Origin of the sequence: Streptomyces galbus (genome assembly GCF_005280195.1) — a bacterium.
In the GTDB taxonomy this organism is placed as follows: domain Bacteria; phylum Actinomycetota; class Actinomycetes; order Streptomycetales; family Streptomycetaceae; genus Streptomyces; species Streptomyces galbus.
Genome location: NZ_SZPR01000012.1, coordinates 154,390 through 174,088, shown reverse-complemented (window position 1 = coordinate 174,088; position 19,699 = coordinate 154,390). Strand labels below are relative to the sequence as shown.

The window sequence follows — 19,699 nt, the reverse complement described above, 5'->3', positions numbered from 1 at the left end:
CCGGTCACGGCGCGGCGAGGCCCAGTCGCGCCAGGACGCCGGCCACGTCCGGTACGGCGGTCACGCCGTCCGGGAGGGCGGGGCGGCGGACGACCACGACGGGCAGGCCCAGCGTGCGGGCGGCGGTCAGCTTGGGGGAGGTGGCCGCTCCCCCGCTGTCCTTGGTGACCAGGACGTCCACGCGGTGGCCGCGCAGCAGGGTCAGTTCGTCGGCGAGCGTGAAGGGGCCGCGGGCGAGGACGAGCCGGGTGTCCGGGGGCATCGGCGGCTCGGGCGGCTCGACCGAGCGGACGACGAAGTGCACGTCCGTGACGTGGGCGAAGGCGGCGAGGCCCAGGCGTCCCGTGGTCAGGAACGCGCGGCGGCCCAGGGACGGCAGCAGGGCGGCCGCGGCCTCCAGGGAGGGGACGTCGTGCCAGCGGTCGCCGGGTGCGGTCGACCAGCCGGGCCGGCGCAGCACCACCAGCGGGCGTCCGGTGGTCTCGGCGGCGCGGGCCGCGTTCGCCGTGATGCCGGCGGCGAAGGGGTGCGTGGCGTCCACGACGGCGGTCACCTCCCGGTCGCGGATCCACGCGGCCAGTCCCTCGGCCCCGCCGAAACCGCCGGTCCGCACCTCCCCGTCGAGCGCCCCCGGCCGGGACACCCGGCCCGCCAGCGAGGTGGTGACGCGGACACCGGGGCGGGCCGCGAGGACGGCGGCCAGCTCACGCGCCTCGGTGGTGCCGCCGAGGATCAGGACGTGCGGGGACATGCGCCGAGCCTAGGGGGTGGCGTCCGGACCACCCGGGGCGGTGGGGGTGGCCCGCGTCACCGGCGGCGGGGGAAGGGCCGTGCGCGGCTGCTTGTTAGCCTGTGCGCCGGACCGGTTCGGCAGCGAGAACATCGCGGTCACGGCCGCACGGACACGACACGAGGGACGGGAAGCGCACACCGATGGACGTCGTCGCCCCTCTCCCCCGCCCGGCCGCCGGTGACCTGCTGGACGGCTTCTCCCTGGAGATGACCGGCAAGGACGTGGCCGCCCTGGAGGCGGCCCGGCCCGCGATCCCGGACGGCACCCGCGTCAACGTCACCTTCCTCGGCACCGAGGACACCGAGCTGCGCCTGGCCGCCGTGCGGGCCGTGCGGCGGCTCGGGCTGGTGCCCGTACCGCACCTGTCCGCGCGCCGGCTGCGCTCCCGCGCGGAACTCGACGCGTTCCTGTCCGCCCTGCGGGACGCCGACGCGGCCGACCACGTCTTCGTCGTCGGCGGCGACCCGTCCGTCCCGCTCGGCCCGTACGACGACGCGCTCGCCGTCCTGCGCTCGGGGCTGCTGCAGGAGTACGGCGTACGGCACGTCGGGGTGAGCGGCTACCCGGAGGGCCACCCGGCGATCAGCGAGCCGGTGCTGTGGTCGGCGATCGAGGAGAAGGCCGCCGTCCTGCGCGAGGAGGGCCTCACCGGCAGCGTGATCACCCAGTTCGGCTTCGACACCGAGCCGGTGCTCGCCTGGGTGGAGGCGGCCCGCGACCGGGGCGTGGACCTGCCGGTGCGGGTCGGCGTGCCGGGCCCGGCGGGGATACGGCGGCTGCTGCGGTACGCGGCGCGCTTCGGCGTCGGCACCAGCGCGGGCATCGCCAAGAAGTACGGTTTCTCGCTCACCAACCTGATGGGCACGGCCGGCCCGGACCGGTTCGTGCGGGCGCTGGCCGAGCGGCACGACCCCGGCCGCCACGGCGAACTGGGCCTGCACTTCTACACCTTCGGCGGGATAGGCGCCACGTCCGACTGGGCCGCCGCCTTCCGCACCGGCACCCACGTCCCCGCACCGGCCCCTGCGAGCGCCTGAGGCGCGGGGCGTCCCGAGAGGAAGGGCGGTCGGGCATGGAGGCTGCGGAGGGACAGCGCGCGGTGGCCGCGGCCCGCGCGGCCGCCGTCTCGTGCGGGCTCGCGGTCGAGGACGCGGTCGTCCTGCACGACTCGAACAAGCTCACGCTGCGGCTGCTGCCGTGCGACGTCCTGGCCCGGGTGGCACCCGAGGCGCAGCAGGTCGCCCGGTTCGAGGTCGAACTCGCCGGGCGGCTCGCGGCGTCGGGGTGCCCGGTCGCCGTGCCCGACCCGCGGGTGGGGCCGCGGGTCCTGGGCCGGGACGGCTTCGTGGTCACGCTGTGGACGTACTACGCGCCCGTGGCGCGGGACGGGGTCGCGCCGGCCGACTACGCCCACGCGCTGGAACGGCTGCACGCCGGAATGCGCACGCTCGACGTGCCGGTGCCGCACTTCACGGACCGGGTCGCGCAGGCGCAGCGCCTCGTGGCGGACCGCGACCGTACCCCGGCGCTCGCCGACGCCGACCGGGCGCTGCTCGCCGGCACGCTGCGCGACCTGCGGCGCACGATCGTGGGACACGGCGGCGCCGAGCAGCTGCTGCACGGCGAACCGCACCCGGGCAACCTGCTCGCCACCGGCGACGGGCCCCGGTTCGTCGACCTGGAGACGTGTTGCCGCGGGCCGGTCGCGTTCGACGTCGCGCACGCGCCCGAGGAGGTCGGCGCGCACTACGGCGGGCTCGACCGGCGACTGCTGGGCGCCTGCCGGACCCTGGTCCTGGCCATGGTCACAGCATGGCGCTGGGACCGCGACGACGAGTTCCCCGACGGGCACCGCATGGCCCGGGAGTGGCTGGGCCGCATCCGCGACGCCCGTGCGGGCTGACCTGCCGACGGGCCTCAGCGCAGCAGCAGTTGCAGTCCGCCCACCACCGTGGCGGCGATGACCAGTTGCTCGAAGAGCCGCTGGTTGATGCGGTGCACCGCCCACTTGCCGAGGAGCGCGCCGGGGACGACGAACAGCACGAGCGCGGCGTCCAGGAGGAGCGAGCGGCCGTCGATGAGGCCGAGCCCCGCGCTGAAGGGGACCTTGGAGACGTTGACGATGAGGAAGAAGAACGCGGACGTGCCGAGGAAGCCGAGTTTCCGGAAGCCCGCCGACAGCAGGTACAGCGACATCACCGGGCCGCCCGCGTTGGCGACCATGGTGGTGAAGCCGCCCAGGACGCCGTAGGAGCGGGCCTTGACGCGGCCGGCGCGGGTGACCACCGCGTCGGGGTCGTCGGTCTGCTCGGCCGAGCGGCGCCGCCGGACGGTCACGCCCGCCATCAGCAGCAGGATCGCGCCGATCGAGGTCCGCACGACCGCGTCGTCGGCCCACACCAGGAACAGCGTGCCGATCACCACGCCGGCCGCGACCGCGGGGAACAGCCGCCACAGCGTGGGCCAGTGGGCGTGCCGGCGGTAGGTGAGGACGGCGAGGACGTCGCCGGCGATCAGCACCGGCAGCAGGACGCCCGTGGAGGCGCGGGCGGGCAGCACGGCCGCGAAGATCGCGAGGCTGACCGTGTTGGCGCCGCTGACGGCGGTCTTGGAGAAGCCGACGAGCAGCGCCGCGAAGGCCAGGGCGGCGAACTCCCAGCCGGTGATGTGCCACGAGGAGATGATGTTCATGCGGGCACCGATGCTATGCGCACGCATCTGCCGGGGTCAGTCCCGTCTCGCCCAGTGACCCCTCACCGGCCGGGGGCCCGGGTGGGAGTACCGGGCCGAGCCGCCCGCCCCCGGGCGTCCGGACAGGGACGGTCAGGTCAGTGCCGCTCGACCAGCACCGCGCTGCCCTGGCCCACGCCCACGCACATCGTCGCCAGGCCGCGTTCCGCTCCCGTGCGGCGCATGCGGTGCAGGAGGGTGGTGAGGATGCGGGCGCCGGAGCAGCCGAGGGGGTGGCCGAGGGCGATCGCGCCGCCGGTCGGGTTGACCAGGTCGGGGTCGACGCCCAGTTCGTCGACGCAGGCGAGTGCCTGCGCGGCGAACGCCTCGTTGAACTCGGCCTCCTGGAGGTCGTCGACGCCCCACCCGGCGCGGGCGAGCGCCTTGCGGGTCGCCGGGACCGGCCCGATGCCCATGACGTCGGGGTGGACGCCGGCGGAGGCGCCGGCCACGTAGCGGCCCAGCGACTCCAGGCCCAGGTCGTTCAGCGCCTCCTCGCTCACCAGGAGCAGGCCGGCGGCACCGTCGTTCATCGGCGAGGCGTTGCCCGCGGTGACGGTGCCGCCCTTGCGGAACACGGGCTTGAGGGACGCCAGTTTCTCGTACGAGGTGTCCTCGCGGATGCCCTCGTCGGCGTCGACGACGACGCCGTCGGGGCGCTCGACGGGCAGGAGTTCGTCGTCGAAGTGGCCGTTCTTGCGGGCCTCGGCGGCGAGGCGGTGGCTGCGCAGGGCGAACTCGTCCTGCCGCTCGCGCGAGACGCCGTAGCGCTCGGCGACCTCCTCGGCGGTCTCGCCCATGGCCAGCAGGCCGTGCAGGTCCTTCATCGCCGGGTTGACCAGCCGCCAGCCGAGCCGGGTGTCGACGGTCTCGACGCGGTGCGGGAGCGCCTCGTCGGGGCGGGCGAGCACGAACGGGGCGCGGCTCATCGACTCGCTGCCGCCCGCGAGGACGATGTCCGCCTCGCCCGCGGCGATGGTGCGGGCCGCGGTGGTGACCGCCTCCAATCCTGAGGCGCACAGCCGGTTCACCGTGGCGCCCGGCACGGACTCCGGCAGTCCCGCGAGCAGGGCGGCCATGCGGGCGACGTTGCGGTTGTCCTCGCCCGCCTGGTTGGCGGCACCCCAGTACACGTCGTCGATGCGGGCGGGGTCGAGCGCGGGGACGTCGGCGACGAGGGCGCGGATCACGCCCGCGGCCAGGTCGTCGGGCCGCACGGACGACAGGGCTCCGCGCAGCCTGCCGATGGGGGTGCGGCGGGCGGCCGCGAAGTGGACGGGACGCACGACAGGACTCCTACCGACGGTGCCCGGCCCGAGGGCCGGCCGTGATTAATTAGCGCTGCTAGTTTCGGACTATAGACCGCCGGCGGGCGCGCTGGGAAGATCCCGCGGTGCCGCGCCCGCGCGCCCGCCGGAACCCTGGCCGCGGATGTGTTTGCACCGGTTCGGCCGGGACACCCGCGCCCGCATGATGTGGTTGACCGAAGCCGCCTGCGTGGGCGAGGACCCCGAGTTGTTCTTCCCCGTGGGCTCGACCGGACCGGCTCTGGAGGACGTGGCCGCCGCCAAGCGCGTCTGCGCCCGGTGCCCGGTGATCGCCGACTGCCTGGCCTACGCCCTGGGCAGCGGGCAGACGTCGGGCGTCTGGGGCGGCACCGACGAGGCGGAGCGCGCCGACCTGCTGCGCGCGGCCGGCGGTCGCCAAAGCCGCGCCGCGGCGCGGAGAGCCGCTGCCTGACGCGCTGTCGGGCGCGGCCGGCGTGCCCGTCGCCCGCTGTCAGCCCGCCCACCGGGCCAGCGCCGCCGACACCAGCGTGCGTATGCCCGGCAGCAGGACCGACGGGTCGGGGGCGAACAGGGGGCTGTGGTCGGCGGGCACGTGGTCCAGCCTGGTCAGCAGGTCCTCGCCGGGCGCGCCGCCCAGACCGTCGGTCAGGTCGCGGGTGAGGCGGGCGACGGCGGCCGGGGCGCTCACGCGGCGTCCGTCCCGCCGTCGGCCAGGGGCAGGTCCAGGACCCGGGCGAGGGTGCGCAGGACGCCGTTGTCGTTGTTGGACGGCGCGAGGTGCCGGGCCCGGCGGATCACCTCGGGGTGCGCGTTGGCCATGGCGAAGGACCAGTCGGCGGCGTCCAGCATCTCCAGGTCGTTGAGGTAGTCGCCGAACACCATGGTCTGGGCGGGGGTGATGCCCAGGTCGCGCTGGAGGCGGCGCAGGGCGGCGCCCTTGTTCGCGGTGCGGTTCATCACGTCCACCCAGTGCTCGCCGGAGACGACGACCTGGTGGGTGTCCGCGAACGGCGCGAGCGCCGGGGCCGTGGTCCGCTCGGCGGAGCCGAAGTCGAACAGGGCCACCTTGATGACGTCGTCGTCCACGGCGGTGACGTCCTCGACGATCTCGTGGCGCAGGTAGTAGCGGCGGACCTCGGCCAGGAAGGGCTCGTCGGACCGCTCGACGTACGCCGACCGCTTGCCGCACACGACGGCGCCCACGTCGACGCCGCCGGCCGTGAGGCCGCGTACGGCCCGCACCACGTCGGCCGCGACGGCCCGGTCCATCGGGTCGGAGCTGAGCTCCTCGCCGTCGCGCACCACGTAGGTGCCGTTCTCCGCGATGAACACCATGCCGTCGGCGACCTCGGCGAACTCCCGCTCCAGGGTGGCGTACTGCCGTCCGCTCGCCGGGCTGAACAGCACCCCGCGCTCCCGCAGCCGCGCCAGCGCGTCCCACAGCCCGGCGGGGACGCGCTTGTCGTCGTCCAGCAGCGTGCCGTCCATGTCCGTGACCACCAGCCGGATGTCGGCGGGCGGCGCCGCGCAGGGCGTGGGCTCGGTCAGGGCGTTCAGGGGCGAGGAGGAGTAGGGCATGTCCTGCCTTCTGTGCGGGGGCGGCACGGGCACGCGCGAGGCGGGCGCGGAGCTTCGGTACGGCCCGCGAGGGGCCCTCGCCACCCTACCGGGGCGGCTTTCGGCCTCGAGGGGCGCCGGGGAGTGGCCGCCCCCCTCCCCCTGACCACCCGCCTCGCCCGATTTCCCGGACATGCCGATCATCCGGGGGCACAATGGGCCGCGTGACCGGCGGGAACCCGGTGGACGGGAGCCCGGAAGGGGGCGCGTGCCCATGACCACCCTGGCCGATCCGGTGCCCGGCGGGCGCCCCGGCGACGTCGAGCGGGCGACCGCGCTGAGCGGGGAGCTGTCCGGGCGGGGCGTGCACGGGATCGTGCTGGCCTACGTCGACACCGCCGGCGTGGGCCGGGTGAAGACGGTGCCGACCGCGAAGCTGGCGTCGGCCGCGGCGTGGGGCGTCGGGATGTCCCCGGTGTTCGACACCTTCCTGGCCGACGACCGCAGCGTCACCACGGACGTGCTCGGCGGCCCGGACGGGGACCTGCGGCTCTACCCGGACCTCGACCGGCTGACGGTGCTGGCCGCGCAGCCGGGCTGGGCGTGGGCACCCGTCGACCGGATCGCGCAGGACGGCACCGCGCACCCCGGCTGCGGGCGGACGTTCCTGCGCCGGACCGTCGCCCGGGCCGCGGACCTGCACGGGCTCACCGTCCGGGCGGCCCTGGAGATCGAGTGGTCGGTGGGCCTGGACACGGCACCCGAGGGCGAGTTCGTGCCGGCCACGACCGGCCCGGCGTACGGCGCGGCCCGGCAGGTCGAGCTGAGCGACTGCCTCGCCGACCTGCTCGCCGCGTGCGCGGCCCAGGGCGTGGACGTCGACCAGGTGCACCCCGAGTACGCGGCCGGACAGTTCGAGATGTCGGTGGGGGCGCTGGACCCGGTGGCGGCGGCGGACCGCAGCGTGCTGGTGCGCCAGACGATCCGGGCGGTGGCCCGCCGCCACGGCCTGCGCGTGTCGTTCTCGCCCGCGGTGTCCGCGCGCGGGGTCGGCAACGGCGGCCACGTCCACCTGTCGGCCTGGCGCGACGGCCGCAACCTGCACACGGGCGGCGACCGCCGGCACGGCCTGACGGCGGGCGGGGAGGCGTTCGCGGCCGGGATCCTGGGCCGGCTGCCCGCGCTGACGGCCGTCACGGCGCCCAGCCCGGCGAGCTACCTGCGCCTGAAGCCGTCGCAGTGGGCGGGGGTGTTCACCGCGTGGGGCCTGGAGACCCGCGAAACGGCGGTCCGCCTGGTCCCGGGGACCGCGGGCCACCGCGAGGAACAGGCCAACCTGGAGGTCAAACCGGTGGACCTGGCCGCCAACCCGTACCTGGCCCTCGGCTGTCTGATCGCCGCGGGACTCGACGGAGTCGGGTCCGGCGCACGGCTCCCGGAGGAGACGACCGGCGACCCGGTGCTGCTCGACGCGGCGCGCGCGGCGGAGCGCGGCGTGCGCAGGCTGCCGGCCTCGCTGGACGAGGCCGTGACCGCGTTCCGCGGCGACGAAGTGCTGCGGAACGCGCTCGGCCCGGTCCTCGCGGACGCGGTGAGCGCCGTGCGGGAGGGCGAGGCGGCCGGCGTGGCGGGGCTGGACGACGAGCGGGTGGCGGCGGCCTACCGCTGGCGGTACTGACGTGGGCGCCCCCGAGGGACCGGTCCACGAGGCGCTGGCCGCCCTGGAGTTGGTCGACCACCACTGCCACGGCGTGGCCGCCGGCGACCTCGACGGGCCGGGGTTCGAGTCGCTGCTCACCGAGGGCGACCGGTGGCCCGGCCTGTCCCCCTTCGACACACCCGCCGGGGTGGCCGTCCGCCGCCACTGCGCGCCCCTGCTCGACCTGCCGCGCCACGCGCCGCGCGAGGACTACGTCGCCCGGCGCGCGGCGCTCGGCGCCCGGGAGGTCGACCGGCGCTTCCTGACGGCCGCCCGCACCGGCGTCTTCTGCGTCGACACCGGGTACGCGCCGCTCCCGCTGACCCCGCCCGCCGCTCTCGCCCGGGCGGGGGGCGGCACCGCCCACGAGGTCGTACGGCTGGAGGGGGTGGCGGAGACGGTGGCCGCGCGGGGCGTGGACGCCGGGGCGTACGCCGACGCGTTCCGCGCGGCCGCGCTGGACTCGGTGCGCCGCCCCGGCGTGGTCGGGGTGAAGTCGGTGGCCGCCTACCGCACCGGCTTCGGCCTCGACCCGGCCCGCCCCTCGGACGCCGAGGTCACGCGCGCGGCCCGGACCTGGCTGGCGCGCGGCGGCCGACTCGACGACCCGGTCCTCGTCCGTCACCTGCTGTGGACCGCCGTGGACCTGGGCCTGCCCCTGCAGCTGCACACCGGCTTCGGCGACGCCGACCTGCGGCTGCACCGGGCCGACCCCAGCCTGCTCACCGACTGGCTGCACGCGATCGCCGGCAGCGTCCCGGTACTGCTGCTGCACTGCTGGCCCTACCAGCGCCGGGCCGCCTACCTGGCCGCGGTGTTCGAGCACGTGTACCTGGACGTCGGGCTCACCCTGCACCACGTGGGCCCGGCACGGGCGCGGGCGGTGCTGGAGGAGGCACTGGAGATCACACCGTTCCGCAAACTGCTGTACAGCTCCGACGCCTACGGTGTGGCCGAGTTCTACCACCTCGGCGCGCTGGCGTTCCGCCGCGGACTGGGCGACCTGCTCCAGGACCGCGTGGACACCGACGAACTGCACCTGTCCGACGCGCTGCGGCTCGCGCGCTGGGCGGGAGCGGACAATGCCCGCCGGGTCTACCGGCTCCCTTCCGGACACTGAAAGTATGATCAAGCAATGTCTGACATGACCGAGACCACACCCGGTTGGCTGGGCCAGGACGAGCTGGAACTGGCCCGCGCCCGCATGCCGATCCTGTACGTCGAGGCCGTGCCCGTGCGCGTCGACGAGAGCGGCGAAGTCACCAGCATCGGGCTGCTGTTGCGCATCGGCCCGGACGGGACGGTCAGCCGCACGCTGGTCTCCGGCCGGGTCCTGCACCACGAGCGGGTCCGCGACGCCCTGCTGCGCCACCTGGAGAAGGACCTCGGCCCGGTCGCGCTGCCCCGGGTCCCCACCTCCCTGCAGCCGTTCACGGTGGCCGAATACTTCCCCACGGTCGGCATCACCCCGTACCACGACCCGCGCCAGCACGCGGTGTCGCTGGCGTACATCGTGCCGGTGACCGGTGACTGCCGGCCCCGGCAGGACGCGCTGGACCTGGTCTGGTTCAGCCCGCACGAGGCGGCCTCACCCGAGGTGCAGAGCGAGATGCCGGGCGGCCACGGCTTCCTGCTCCGCCAGGCCCTGGCCCACGTGGGCCTCGGCTGACACCGGGGGGCCCGGCTTCCGAGGTGCCGTCGGGGCGGGCGTCCAACGACGCGCGCCCTGACGGCGACCGGTGCCCTCACCCGGGCCCGGGAAACAAGAAAGGCAAAGAGGGGTCACCCGCTCTTTGCCACTCTCAACTTATAGCGCGCTCGGGGGCTTGCCGCAAGACCCCCGTCCTCGCGCAGAATTCCCCCGCCATCGCACATGCACGCAGCTCGGGGGTGTACGGCATGACGCAGCGCACGGGTTCCGGTTCACCAGCAACCAAGTCCTTCGAGGCATTCACCTCGGCCCGGTGCGCACCGCTGCAGGTGGTCGGTCCGGACCCGCGGGAGTGCGGAGCGGTGGTCGACCAGGCCGCCGTCGGCCCGCTCGTCGTCGTCCGGATCCGGGCCACCGCGGCGACGGTGACGCGGGACAGCAGCCGCATCACGTCCAGCGGCATGGAATGGCTGCACGTCAATCTGGTCCATCGCGGCCTGGTCACCGCGATCCAGGACGACCGCACCACCACCGTGCGGCCGGGCGAGCTGTTCACGTGCGACAGCACGCGGCCGTACCGGCTCGTCGGCGCCGTCCCCAGTGACTTCACGGTGCTGTGCGTTCCCCGGGCGGTCCTCGGCAGGCACGGGGACACCATCGGCCGGCGTACCGCGCTGTCCGTCCCCGCCCAGGGCGCGATCGGCAGGCTCCTGGACCAGGCACTGTCCGCCGTCGACGCGGACCTCCCCCGGGACGGTGCGGCACGCATGCACCTCGCCGACGCCCTCACCGCACTCCTGCTCGGGGCGTTCGCCGACACCACGTGCGCACGCCCTCCCGTCGCGAGCGACCTCGTCGAGCGCATCCGCGCTTACGTGCTGGCCCACCTGGACGACCCGCGGCTGAACGCGGAACGCACCGCACGCCGGCACAACATCTCCGTACGACACCTGCATGCGCTCTTCAAGGAGAGCGACCTCACCTTCGCCGCCTGGGTCCGGCACGAACGCCTGCGCCGGATCCGGCGAGATCTCCTCGACCCCGCCTTCGCGGACGTCTCCACGGCGGCCGTCGCGGCACGATGGGGCGTGCACGACACCAAGCACCTCGGCAGGGCGCTGAGGAGCGAGTTCGGCGAAACCGTGAGCGACCTGCGCCGGCCGCGGCCCTGACATCACGACGTGGGCGGCGACCGGGCCGTCCGGACACTGGTCAGCGGTCGGCGGTCACCGGCGCCTCGTCATGAGCGCACGGCAGGGAACGGGGCCCCTCCACGGGCGCCATGACAGCAAGGGCACATGCATGGGAGCGGTCGAGGCGCTGGAAAAGCTCACGCCGGTGATGCTTGCCTTCGGGTGCGGGGCCGTCCTCGCGCGACGGAAGGTGGTGCCGGCCGAGAGCTCCAAGGTCTTCGCGGACTACGCCTTCCTCTTCGCGGTCCCGTGCTACCTGTTCGGCAACATCTACTCCAGCGATCTCGGCGCTCTGTTCAAGTGGCGGGCGATCACCGGGTACGCGACGGCGGCGGGTCTCGCGGTGGTCGTCGTCGGCGCGCTGGCATGGGCCTGCGGCATCCGCGAGCCGCGCGGCATCGCGCTGCGCGTCATGGCGGCCGTCCAGGTGAACACGGCCTATTTCGCCGTCCCCGTCTTCATCATGCTGTTCGGGAACGCGGCACCGATCTTCCCCGTGCTCCTCTTCCAGGTGTGCGTGCTGTCCCTCGTCGTCATCGCGGTGATGGAACTGGGGCGGGCGGACCGCACCCGCAGCCGGAGCCGGCAGCTCGGAGCGGCCGTGGGCGCCTCCCTGCTGACGCCGCTGGTCATCGCCTGCAACGGGGGCGTCCTGCTCAACCTGCTGTCCGTGCCGCTGCCGCGGACCGTCCTGGACAGCTTCGCCTTCGTCGGCGGCAGCGCCTCCCCGGTGGCGCTGTTCGCCCTCGGACTGCACCTGGGCGGGGCGGGGCCGTCGATACGGGGCACCACCCTGGAAGAGGGGGGCATCATCGCCTTCAAGTGCGTGGTCTTCCCCCTGCTGGCGTTCGCCGTGGCCCGGTACGGCTTCGGGGTGCACGGCGACTGGCTGCGCTATCTGGTCCTCATCGCGGCGATGCCGACCCCGCAGAACCTGTTCATCTTCGCGCAGCGCTACGACGTGGGCATCGACATGTCCGCCGCCCTCGTGATCAAGAGCTCGGTCGCGGCACTGATCCTGCTGCCCTTGCTCGTGCAATGGGCCCACCGGGCCTGACGCCCTCCCCCACACCCTCCGCAGACCGGCAGGCCCACTGCCGCGACTCCGCTTCCCCGGGCCTGACTTCACTGGTCGCGCCGCAACGTGCCGGCCGCGTCGGGGACCCGCGCCCACTATTGACGTGAACCTGCAAACCGCCCTACCGTCCCGGGGAAGCACGCGCCCTGCCCCGGCATCTCCGACCGCCCCGCCGTGCGCCGAACACACCACGCTCCGCCCTCCCGGCATCCGGTTCACGCGATCGGTAGACAACGTTGTCAGAGCCCCCCGCACAGTCCTGTCCCGCACGCTGCCCGCCGGTCCCGCACCAGGTGGGCACGAGCACAAGGAGCAGACGGACATGAGACCCACCTCCCGTCCACCCGCGGCCCTGGGCATCGGGCTGCTGGCGGCCACCGCTTGCGCCGCGACCTTCCTCGTCGCGCCCGCCGCGGCGGCGGCATCCGCCTCCGCGGCCCTGGTGACCGCCCCCGCCACGCTCGTCGACCCGTTCATCGGGACGTCGAACGAGGCCAACGACTTCCCCGGCGCCGACGTGCCGTTCGGCATGGTGCAGTGGAGCCCCGACACCCCCTCGCGGCCCCCGGGCGGCGGGTACGAGTACAACGACAAGTCGATCACCGGCTTCAGCCTGACCCACATCGCGGGCCCGGGCTGCGGCGCCGCCGGCGACGTCCCGGTGCTCCCGACCGTCGGCGCCGTCAGCACCTCGGCGGCCGACAGCTTCTCGCACGCCGCCGAGACCGCCTCCGCCGGTACGTACAAGGTGGCGCTGGACAACAAGGTCACCACCGAGCTGACCGCCACGAAGCGCAGCGGCATGGCACGCTTCACGTTTCCCTCGACCACCCAGGCCAACCTCGTCTTCAAGCTGACGGGCAGCCAGAACGGCGCGAGCAGCACCCAGTTCACCGTGGTCTCGCCCACCGAGGTGAGCGGGCAGGTCACCAGCGGGCACTTCTGCGGCGCGGGCAACACGTACACCGTCTACTTCGACATGGTCTTCGACCAGCCGTTCAAGAGCAGCGGCACTCCCGCGGCCACGTCCACCCTGCGCCGGCCGGCCGTCCACGGCGCCGGCCGGACCGCCGTGGAGAGGCCCGACAGGCCGGTGCTGCACGGCGGTCCGGCCCCCGCTTCCGGCAGGGCCTCCACCTCCGCCGCCGTGGTGGGACCCGCCCGGGCCGCCGCCCAGAACGGGTACGTGACGTTCGACGCGACCGCCCACCCGACCGTGCAGGCCAAGGTCGGCATCAGCTACGTCTCCGTCGCCAACGCCTCCGCCAACCGGGCCGCGGAGAACGCGGGCTGGGACTTCGACGCCACCCGTGCGGCCGCCCAGAACGCGTGGAACGCGGAGCTCGGCAAGATCCAGATCGGTGGCGGCACGGCGGCTCACCAGCGGATGTTCTACACGGCGCTGTACCACTCGCTGCTGCACCCGAACATCGTCAGCGACACCAACGGGCAGTACGCGGGGTTCGACGGCCGCACGCACACCGTCGACCCCGGTCACCAGGCCGTCTACGGCAACTACTCCGGGTGGGACATCTACCGCTCCCAGGCGCAACTGGAGGCGCTGGTCGACCCGCAGGTGGCCTCCGACACGGCGCAGTCGATGCTCGACGACTACCGCCAGACCGGTCTCTTCCCCAAGTGGTCGGAGTACAACGGCGAGTCGTACGTCATGGTGGGTGACCCCGCCGCCGCCGTCGTCGCCGACTACTACGCCTTCGGCGCCCGGCAGTTCGACACCGCCGAGACGCTCCGGGGCCTGGTGGCCCAGGCGTCGAAGGCCAACAACGACCGGCCGGGCCTGAACTACTTGAACTCCCCCGGCTACATGCCGCACGACGGCAGCTACGGCTGCTGCAACTTCTACGGGCCGGTCGCCACCACGCTGGAGTACGACACCGCCGACTTCGCCCTGTCCGCGCTGGCCGGCTCCCTCGGTGACAGCGCCGACCAGAAGACGTACGCCGCCCGGGCGCAGGACTGGCGCAACGTGCTCAACCCCGCCTCCGGGTTCGTGGAACCCCGCAACGCCAACGGGTCCTGGACGGGCGGGTTCGACCCCACCAGCGGTACGGACATGGTCGAGGGCGACTCGTGGATCTACACCGGCATGATCCCGTTCGACGTGGCCGGGCTCGCCCGGGCCAAGGGCGGGAACACCGTCATGAACCACTACCTCGACACCGTGCTGCGCAGCTTCACCGGTGACAAGGGCTACGCGTGGGTGGGCAACGAGCCCAGCATCGAACTGCCGTGGGAGTACGACTACACCGGGGCGCCGTACAAGACGCAGGGCACGGTCCGGGCCATCCAGAACCAGATCTGGTCCGACACCCCGAGCGGGCTCGCCGACGGCAACGACGACCTCGGCGCGATGAGCGCCTGGTACGTGTGGTCCGCGCTCGGCATGTTCCCGCAGACCCCGGGCACGGCCGACCTCGCCCTCGGGTCCCCGGTCTTCCCGCAGGCGGTCGTCACCCTGCCCTCGGGCAGGACGCTGACCGTCAACGGCACCGGAGCCGCGGACGACGCGCCCTACGTCCAGTCGGCCACGTTCGACGGGGACGCCTGGAACAACGCCTACGCGCCCGCCACGGCCCTCACCTCCGGCGGCACCCTCACCTTCACGCTGGGCACCGCGCCCGACACCGGGTGGGCCTCCGCCGCCTCCGCCGCCCCGCCCTCCTACTCCGGTGGCGTCGCGGCCCCGGCTTCACCGCGGGTGGGACCGGTCACGTCCGGCGTGACCGGCGGCAGCGGGAAGCTCTGTGTCGACGTCGCCGACTCGGGCACCGGGGACGGCACGCACATCCAGACCTGGGGCTGCAACCAGACCTACGCCCAGGACCTGACGATCGCCCCCGACGGCACACTCCGGGTGCTCGGCAAGTGCGTGGACGTCAGCAACAGCGGTACCGCCGACGGCACGCCGGTCCAGCTCTACCGCTGCAACGGCACCGGCGCACAGCGGTGGACCTCGGGCACGGCCGGCTCCCTCGTGAACCCGCAGTCCGGCAAGTGCCTGGACGTCCCGAACTCCGCCACGTCCGGCGGTACCCAGTTGCAGATCTACACCTGCAACGGCACGGGCGCGCAGAACTGGACGCTCCCGGCCGCCCCGGCCGCGGCCGGACCCGGGGGGAGGACCGCACCGGCCGCTCACACGCTGCGCCGCTGACCCGCCGGGACCGGGTGCGGGGCCTCGCCCGGCGGGCCGATGAACGGCACGGGTCCGTCGGCGCGGCGGGCGAGGCACGCAGGTGTGGGCGAAGCGACCGCCGGTGTTATTGAATGAGGTGTGCGGTCAGGGATCTCGGGGCCCCGTCGCACGGGACCGAGTACGGCCCCGGCGCTGCGCCGGGGACTGCCGAGAGAGCCGTATGGACTCCACACCCTCCTCTTCGTCGTCTTCCGCGTTCGGCCTGGTCAGCAGCGCCCTCGGCCGCTACCTCCCGCGCGGCGGGACGGCAGCGGCCGCCGGCGCTGGTGCCGGTGACGCGCAAGGGGAGGACGGCACGCACCGGTCCGTCCCGGACGACCTGGCGGCCGGCCAGCAGGAGCAGATCCTCGGCGCGCTCAACCTGGACCGCGACCTGGTCATCACCCGCTGCAACCTGGACGCGCCGGTGTTCGACGGCCTGGACGCCGCGGCGGGCAAGCCCTTCGTCGACCTGTTGCCGGAGGGGGACGTACCGACGGTCACCCGGCGGCTGCGGCAGGTCGCGGACAGCGGTGAGGCGCACGTCGCCCGCATCCAGCGGCTGCGCCGCACCGACGGGTCGGAGCTGGTCGTCTCGATGAGCATCCTGCCCGCCGCGGCGCCCGAGGAGGGCCTGACCGTCTCCGTGATCGCCATGGCCAGGAGGCTGCACCTGTACGCCGCCGAGACGGCCATCGGCACCTCGCTGGACATCGGCGAGACCGCGCAGTCGCTGGCGCAGTCCCTGCTGGCCTGGGGAGACGTGGCCGCCGTCGACCTGGACTTCGCGGTCTGGACGGGCGAGAGGGTCGCCGGGCAGCCGCAGGGGCGCATCCGGCTGCGGCGGGCGGCCCTGGTGCCGGACCGGGCGTGGCCCGAGGGGTACGTGACCCCGGGCGACGATCTGCCCGGTGACGCCGGCCGCCTGCTGGCGCAGGCCGTGCTCCGGGGCGACACCCCGCGGACCGTCGTGATCCCCGACCGGGAGGCGGTCGAGCGCGCCCTCGGCAGTCCCCGGGCCGTACGCGCCCTGGTGCCGGGTGACCGGTCGGCCGGCGTCGCCTGCATCCCGCTGGTCCTGGACAGCGCGCCGAGCGTGGTCCTGGGCGTGGCGGAGGTCTGGCGGCGCTCGGACAGCCCCTTCCGCGACAGCGAGCTGTTCGACCTGCAGGAGCTGGTGGCGCGCACCGCCCACCACATCGACCTGGCCCGGCAGCACCAGCGCGAGCACACCCAGGTGCTGGCCCTGCAGCGCCGGCTGCTGCCCCGCACCGGCGGGGACACCGTCGAGATCGCCAGCGTCTACCAGCCCGCGACCCCCGACAGCGCGGGCGTCGGCGGCGACTGGGTGAACAGCTTCCCGCTCCCGGACGGCCGCACCGCGCTGGTGGTCGGTGACGTCGTCGGGCACGGTCTGGGAGCCGCGGCGACCATGGGCCAGCTCAGCATGGAGGCCCGCGCCCTGCTGTCCGCGGGGCTGGCGCCCGACGAGGTGCTGGAGCGCCTGGACGAGACCGTGACGATGCTGGACGACACCGAGTCCGGGCTGACGGCCGGCTACAGCGCCCTCGGGTCGACCTGCTGCATCGCCCTGTACGACCCGGTCAGCCACCAGGTGACCCTGTCCAGCGCCGGCCACCTCCCGCCGGTCCTGGTCTCACCGGACGGGCACGCGGGCCCGCTCTCCGTCCGCCCGCACCCCGGCCTGGGCGCCGAGTTCGCGCTGCGCGAACCGTACGACGTGCACACCTTCGACGCACCCCCGGGCTCGGTGCTCGCCCTGTACACCGACGGCCTGGTGGAGGACCCGGCCGTGCCGATCGACGAGGGGATCGCCGAGCTGGCACGCGCCGTGTCCACGGTGCACCCCTGGGACGGCCTGCAGCAGGCGGCCCGCCACGTCGTCGCCGCCCTGGCCCCCGTGCCCCAGCGCGACGACGTGACCCTGCTGCTGGCCCGCATGATCGGCTACCGGAACGAGGACACCGCGACCTGGCGGCTGCCCGCCCGCTACGACGCCCCGGCCCGGGCGCGTGTCCAGGTGGCGGCGCTGCTGCGGCGGTGGCAGATCAGGGACCACACCCGGGACAACGTGCTGCTGCTGGTCAGCGAGCTGGTCACGAACGCGGTGCGCTTCGCGGCCGGGCCCATCACGGTGCGGCTGATCAGGACCGGGCACGGCCTGCTGTGCGAGGTCGGCGACACCGGCAACGGCAGGCCGCGGCTGCGCCGCGGCCACCTGTTCGACGACGGCGGGCGTGGCCTGCGCATCCTGCACAAGCTCACCACCCGGTGGGGGGTGCGGTGGACGGACACCGGGAAGGTGGTCTGGGCGGAGGTCGCGAGATGACCGGGCCGCCGTGCCCTACAGCCACTCCCCGTCCAGGGCGGTGGCGGTGAGGCCCGGCGCCGCCGCGTACAGCACGGCCCGGTTCCCGGGCTTCTGCAGCCCGGCGTCGTGCGCCCGCCGCAGGATGTCGAACACGGCGGCGCCGCCGCGGTTGCCGCTGGTGTAGCTGTCCCGGCTGTAGTCCAGCAGCCCCGACGGCCACGACTCGGGCATCGTCTGCTCCATGTACTCCAGCACCCGCGTCCCTCCGGGGTGCGCGAGCAGCACGTCGGGGTGCCACGCGCCGGGGTGGTCCTGGTAGCGGACGCGCAGCCACTCCCACATGGCGGTGACCGTCTCCTGCACGGCACGCGGCCCCCGCCGGTCCATCACGAAGTGGGTGCCGTCCGCCCGCGTCTCCAGCCGGTGCAGGTCCTGGGTGCCGGGCAGGGTGTGGTGCCAGGCGGCGTCCAGCCGCAGCACCGACTCGCGCCGCCGGCGTCCGGTGACCACCGCGGCCACCGCGGTGTCCGCGAACAGCAGCCGGACGATCAGGGACTCGAGGGTGTCGTCGGCGGGCTGGTAGGTCGTGCTCAGCGCCTCGGCGATGACGACCAGGACCACCCGGTCGGGGTCGGCGGCCACCAGATCCGCGGCCAGCGCCAGGGAGCGGGTGCCCGCGATACAGGCCCACTGGGTGGCCGGCAGCAGCAGCACGTCGTCGCGGAGCGGGAGCCGGTTGGCCAGGGCCACGTCCAGACCGGGCAGCGCCGGGGTGGTGGAGTGGCTGGTGATGAGGCAGTCGACGTCCGAGGCGTCGAGGCCGGCGGTCTGCAGGGCCCCGCGGGCCGCGCGCTCCCCGTACGACTGCACGGCCTCCCAGGCCGGCGCGGTGCGCTCCTGCACGGTCTGCGGGGCGGGGACGGTCTCCAGGGCGGCGATCACGCGGTCCACGTCCTGCCGGCTGAACCCCTCGCGGGCCAGCGCCTGTTGGGCCGGCTCGACGCCGACACCCCGCAGCCCGTTGCCGCTGCCGGGGGCGACGGCCGTCTCCAGGGGCAGCATCCAGCCACGGCTGTCGATGCCCGTGCCGGCCGCGATGCCATCGATCCGCGGGGCCCACGCCGCGTGCGGGTGGCGGTCGCGGACCTCCGCCACGATCTGACTGGTCTTCACGGTGTGCTCGCCGTGTATGACGGCAGGAGGACAGAGGTAAGCGGCCATGGTGCGGCACCTTCCCGGAGGGATGGGGGCGAACGGTCGAACGGGCGACGGGGGGACGTCGCGAGTGCTGTGCTCTGGGTCACCGTCGGAGCGGGTGCCCAAAACGGGCCCCATGGGCTCCACTTCGGGAGCGGGCAACCACGACGAGCATGACCCATAAAGGGACATTTGCGCTGTGATGCACACAACTCGCTTGCCCTTCGAGAGGCGTGACACGGCACACACCCCGTGACACGGCACATGTCCCGTGGACCCGGTCGCCCGGTGCCCACCTGACACCCCGTCGCCCCGCACTCCGGGCGGCGGGCCGGCGGGTGGGCGCTCGGGTGACCGCAGGCCGGGCGCGACAGGGTGCGGGACACCCAGGCGGCAGCCGTCCTGGAGAGGGGTGCCGGCGGCGCGGCAACCTGACGTCACCACACGCCGCCCGGCCCCCCGGCCGCCGCGTCCGGCAACCGAGAAGGGACCCGCCCGACATGACCGACAGCATCCCCGCCGACACCCACGACCGCCTCCTCGCCCGCCTCGGCGAGCTGGAGGACCAGCACGTCCTGCGCACCCTGATGCTCCGGGCGTGGCGCGCCCTGGACCTCAAGGACTGGGACACCTGGATCAGTTGCTGGTCCGAGGACGCGGTGTTCGAGTTCGAGCCGTGGGGCACCCTGCGCGGCCGGGAGACCATTCACGAGCGCGTGCGGGAGGCCGAGAACGGATATCCCGCGATGCAGCACCACATCCTCAACCTGCACTTCGAGGTGACGGGCGACCGGGCGCGGGGGTACGGCTACATGTGGTTCCTCGCCGTCCAGCACGCCGATCGGCCCGACGACCACTTCGCCATGGGCGGCCCGTACGCCTGGCGCTACCGGCGCGGCGCCGACGGGTGGCTCCTCACCGAACAGCGGCTCGGGGTGAGCTGGACCGAAGGGCAGGACGAGTCGATGGTGCCCCGGCACTGAC

Annotated in this window: 17 protein-coding genes; 11 read left to right on the top strand and 6 right to left on the bottom strand. The window is 74.3% G+C overall.

The window, feature by feature from the left end; all coding sequences use genetic code 11:
• Nucleotides 1-4 precede the first annotated feature (4 nt).
• Nucleotides 5-751: a cobalt-precorrin-6A reductase gene (locus E4U92_RS13780; protein WP_137300666.1), complete on the bottom strand. Its 747-nt coding sequence runs from the start codon at nucleotides 749-751 to the stop codon at nucleotides 5-7.
• A 182-nt stretch (nucleotides 752-933) separates the two neighbouring features.
• Between E4U92_RS13780 and E4U92_RS13775 the strand changes: the two genes are divergently transcribed.
• Together E4U92_RS13775 and E4U92_RS13770 are read left to right on the top strand one after the other, a co-directional pair.
• Nucleotides 934-1,830: a methylenetetrahydrofolate reductase gene (locus tag E4U92_RS13775; protein WP_137300665.1), complete on the top strand. Its 897-nt coding sequence runs from the start codon at nucleotides 934-936 to the stop codon at nucleotides 1,828-1,830.
• A gap of 35 nt (nucleotides 1,831-1,865) precedes the next feature.
• The gene (locus E4U92_RS13770) at nucleotides 1,866-2,696 is read left to right on the top strand and encodes a phosphotransferase (RefSeq protein WP_137300664.1); all 831 of its coding nucleotides are present in this window, start codon (nucleotides 1,866-1,868) and stop codon (nucleotides 2,694-2,696) included.
• Nucleotides 2,697-2,710: 14 nt separating this feature from the next.
• Here E4U92_RS13770 and E4U92_RS13765 read toward each other — a convergent pair whose 3' ends face one another.
• On the bottom strand, nucleotides 2,711-3,484 hold the full coding sequence (locus E4U92_RS13765; RefSeq protein WP_137300663.1) for a sulfite exporter TauE/SafE family protein: 774 nt from the start codon (nucleotides 3,482-3,484) through the stop codon (nucleotides 2,711-2,713).
• A gap of 137 nt (nucleotides 3,485-3,621) precedes the next feature.
• A complete protein-coding gene (locus E4U92_RS13760; protein WP_137300662.1) occupies nucleotides 3,622-4,809 on the bottom strand; it encodes a thiolase family protein in 1,188 nt (395 codons plus the stop codon).
• A 184-nt stretch (nucleotides 4,810-4,993) separates the two neighbouring features.
• Here E4U92_RS13760 and E4U92_RS13755 point away from each other — a divergent pair, with 184 nt between their 5' ends.
• Complete coding sequence (locus tag E4U92_RS13755) at nucleotides 4,994-5,263, top strand: WhiB family transcriptional regulator (protein WP_137300661.1); 270 nt, start codon at nucleotides 4,994-4,996, stop codon at nucleotides 5,261-5,263.
• 39 nt (nucleotides 5,264-5,302) lie between these two features.
• Here the strand turns inward: E4U92_RS13755 and E4U92_RS13750 are convergent, their stop codons facing one another.
• Together E4U92_RS13750 and E4U92_RS13745 are read right to left on the bottom strand one after the other, a co-directional pair.
• Nucleotides 5,303-5,500 (bottom strand): hypothetical protein, encoded by a 198-nt coding sequence (locus tag E4U92_RS13750; protein ID WP_137300660.1) that lies wholly within the window; start codon nucleotides 5,498-5,500, stop codon nucleotides 5,303-5,305.
• The gene (locus tag E4U92_RS13745; protein WP_137300659.1) at nucleotides 5,497-6,390 is read right to left on the bottom strand and encodes a Cof-type HAD-IIB family hydrolase; all 894 of its coding nucleotides are present in this window, start codon (nucleotides 6,388-6,390) and stop codon (nucleotides 5,497-5,499) included. Before E4U92_RS13745 ends, E4U92_RS13750 begins: the two co-directional genes overlap by 4 nt.
• A 253-nt stretch (nucleotides 6,391-6,643) precedes the next feature.
• Here E4U92_RS13745 and E4U92_RS13740 point away from each other — a divergent pair, with 253 nt between their 5' ends.
• The 7 genes from E4U92_RS13740 (at nucleotide 6,644) to E4U92_RS13710 (ending at nucleotide 17,536) form a co-directional block, all read left to right on the top strand.
• Nucleotides 6,644-8,047, top strand: a complete 1,404-nt coding sequence (locus E4U92_RS13740; RefSeq protein ID WP_137300658.1) for a type I glutamate--ammonia ligase — start codon at nucleotides 6,644-6,646, stop codon at nucleotides 8,045-8,047.
• A gap of 1 nt (nucleotide 8,048) precedes the next feature.
• Nucleotides 8,049-9,188 (top strand): amidohydrolase family protein, encoded by a 1,140-nt coding sequence (locus tag E4U92_RS13735; RefSeq protein ID WP_137300657.1) that lies wholly within the window; start codon nucleotides 8,049-8,051, stop codon nucleotides 9,186-9,188.
• Nucleotides 9,189-9,212: 24 nt separating this feature from the next.
• Nucleotides 9,213-9,737, top strand: coding sequence for an NUDIX hydrolase family protein (locus tag E4U92_RS13730; protein ID WP_137301097.1), 525 nt, complete (start codon nucleotides 9,213-9,215; stop codon nucleotides 9,735-9,737).
• Between the two features lie 230 nt (nucleotides 9,738-9,967).
• Nucleotides 9,968-10,891, top strand: a complete 924-nt coding sequence (locus E4U92_RS13725; RefSeq protein ID WP_137300656.1) for an AraC-like ligand-binding domain-containing protein — start codon at nucleotides 9,968-9,970, stop codon at nucleotides 10,889-10,891.
• A gap of 130 nt (nucleotides 10,892-11,021) precedes the next feature.
• The gene (locus E4U92_RS13720; protein WP_137300655.1) at nucleotides 11,022-11,969 is read left to right on the top strand and encodes an AEC family transporter; all 948 of its coding nucleotides are present in this window, start codon (nucleotides 11,022-11,024) and stop codon (nucleotides 11,967-11,969) included.
• 343 nt (nucleotides 11,970-12,312) lie between these two features.
• Nucleotides 12,313-15,165 carry a lectin gene (locus E4U92_RS13715; protein ID WP_137300654.1) on the top strand — a complete coding sequence of 951 codons (2,853 nt, stop codon included), beginning with the start codon at nucleotides 12,313-12,315 and terminating at the stop codon, nucleotides 15,163-15,165.
• Between the two features lie 202 nt (nucleotides 15,166-15,367).
• Nucleotides 15,368-17,536, top strand: coding sequence for a SpoIIE family protein phosphatase (locus E4U92_RS13710; RefSeq protein ID WP_137300653.1), 2,169 nt, complete (start codon nucleotides 15,368-15,370; stop codon nucleotides 17,534-17,536).
• A gap of 15 nt (nucleotides 17,537-17,551) precedes the next feature.
• Here E4U92_RS13710 and E4U92_RS13705 read toward each other — a convergent pair whose 3' ends face one another.
• Nucleotides 17,552-18,739, bottom strand: coding sequence for a beta-ketoacyl-[acyl-carrier-protein] synthase family protein (locus E4U92_RS13705; protein ID WP_137300652.1), 1,188 nt, complete (start codon nucleotides 18,737-18,739; stop codon nucleotides 17,552-17,554).
• Between the two features lie 476 nt (nucleotides 18,740-19,215).
• Here E4U92_RS13705 and E4U92_RS13700 point away from each other — a divergent pair, with 476 nt between their 5' ends.
• Nucleotides 19,216-19,698, top strand: a complete 483-nt coding sequence (locus E4U92_RS13700; protein WP_137300651.1) for a nuclear transport factor 2 family protein — start codon at nucleotides 19,216-19,218, stop codon at nucleotides 19,696-19,698.
• Nucleotide 19,699: the final 1 nt, after the last annotated feature.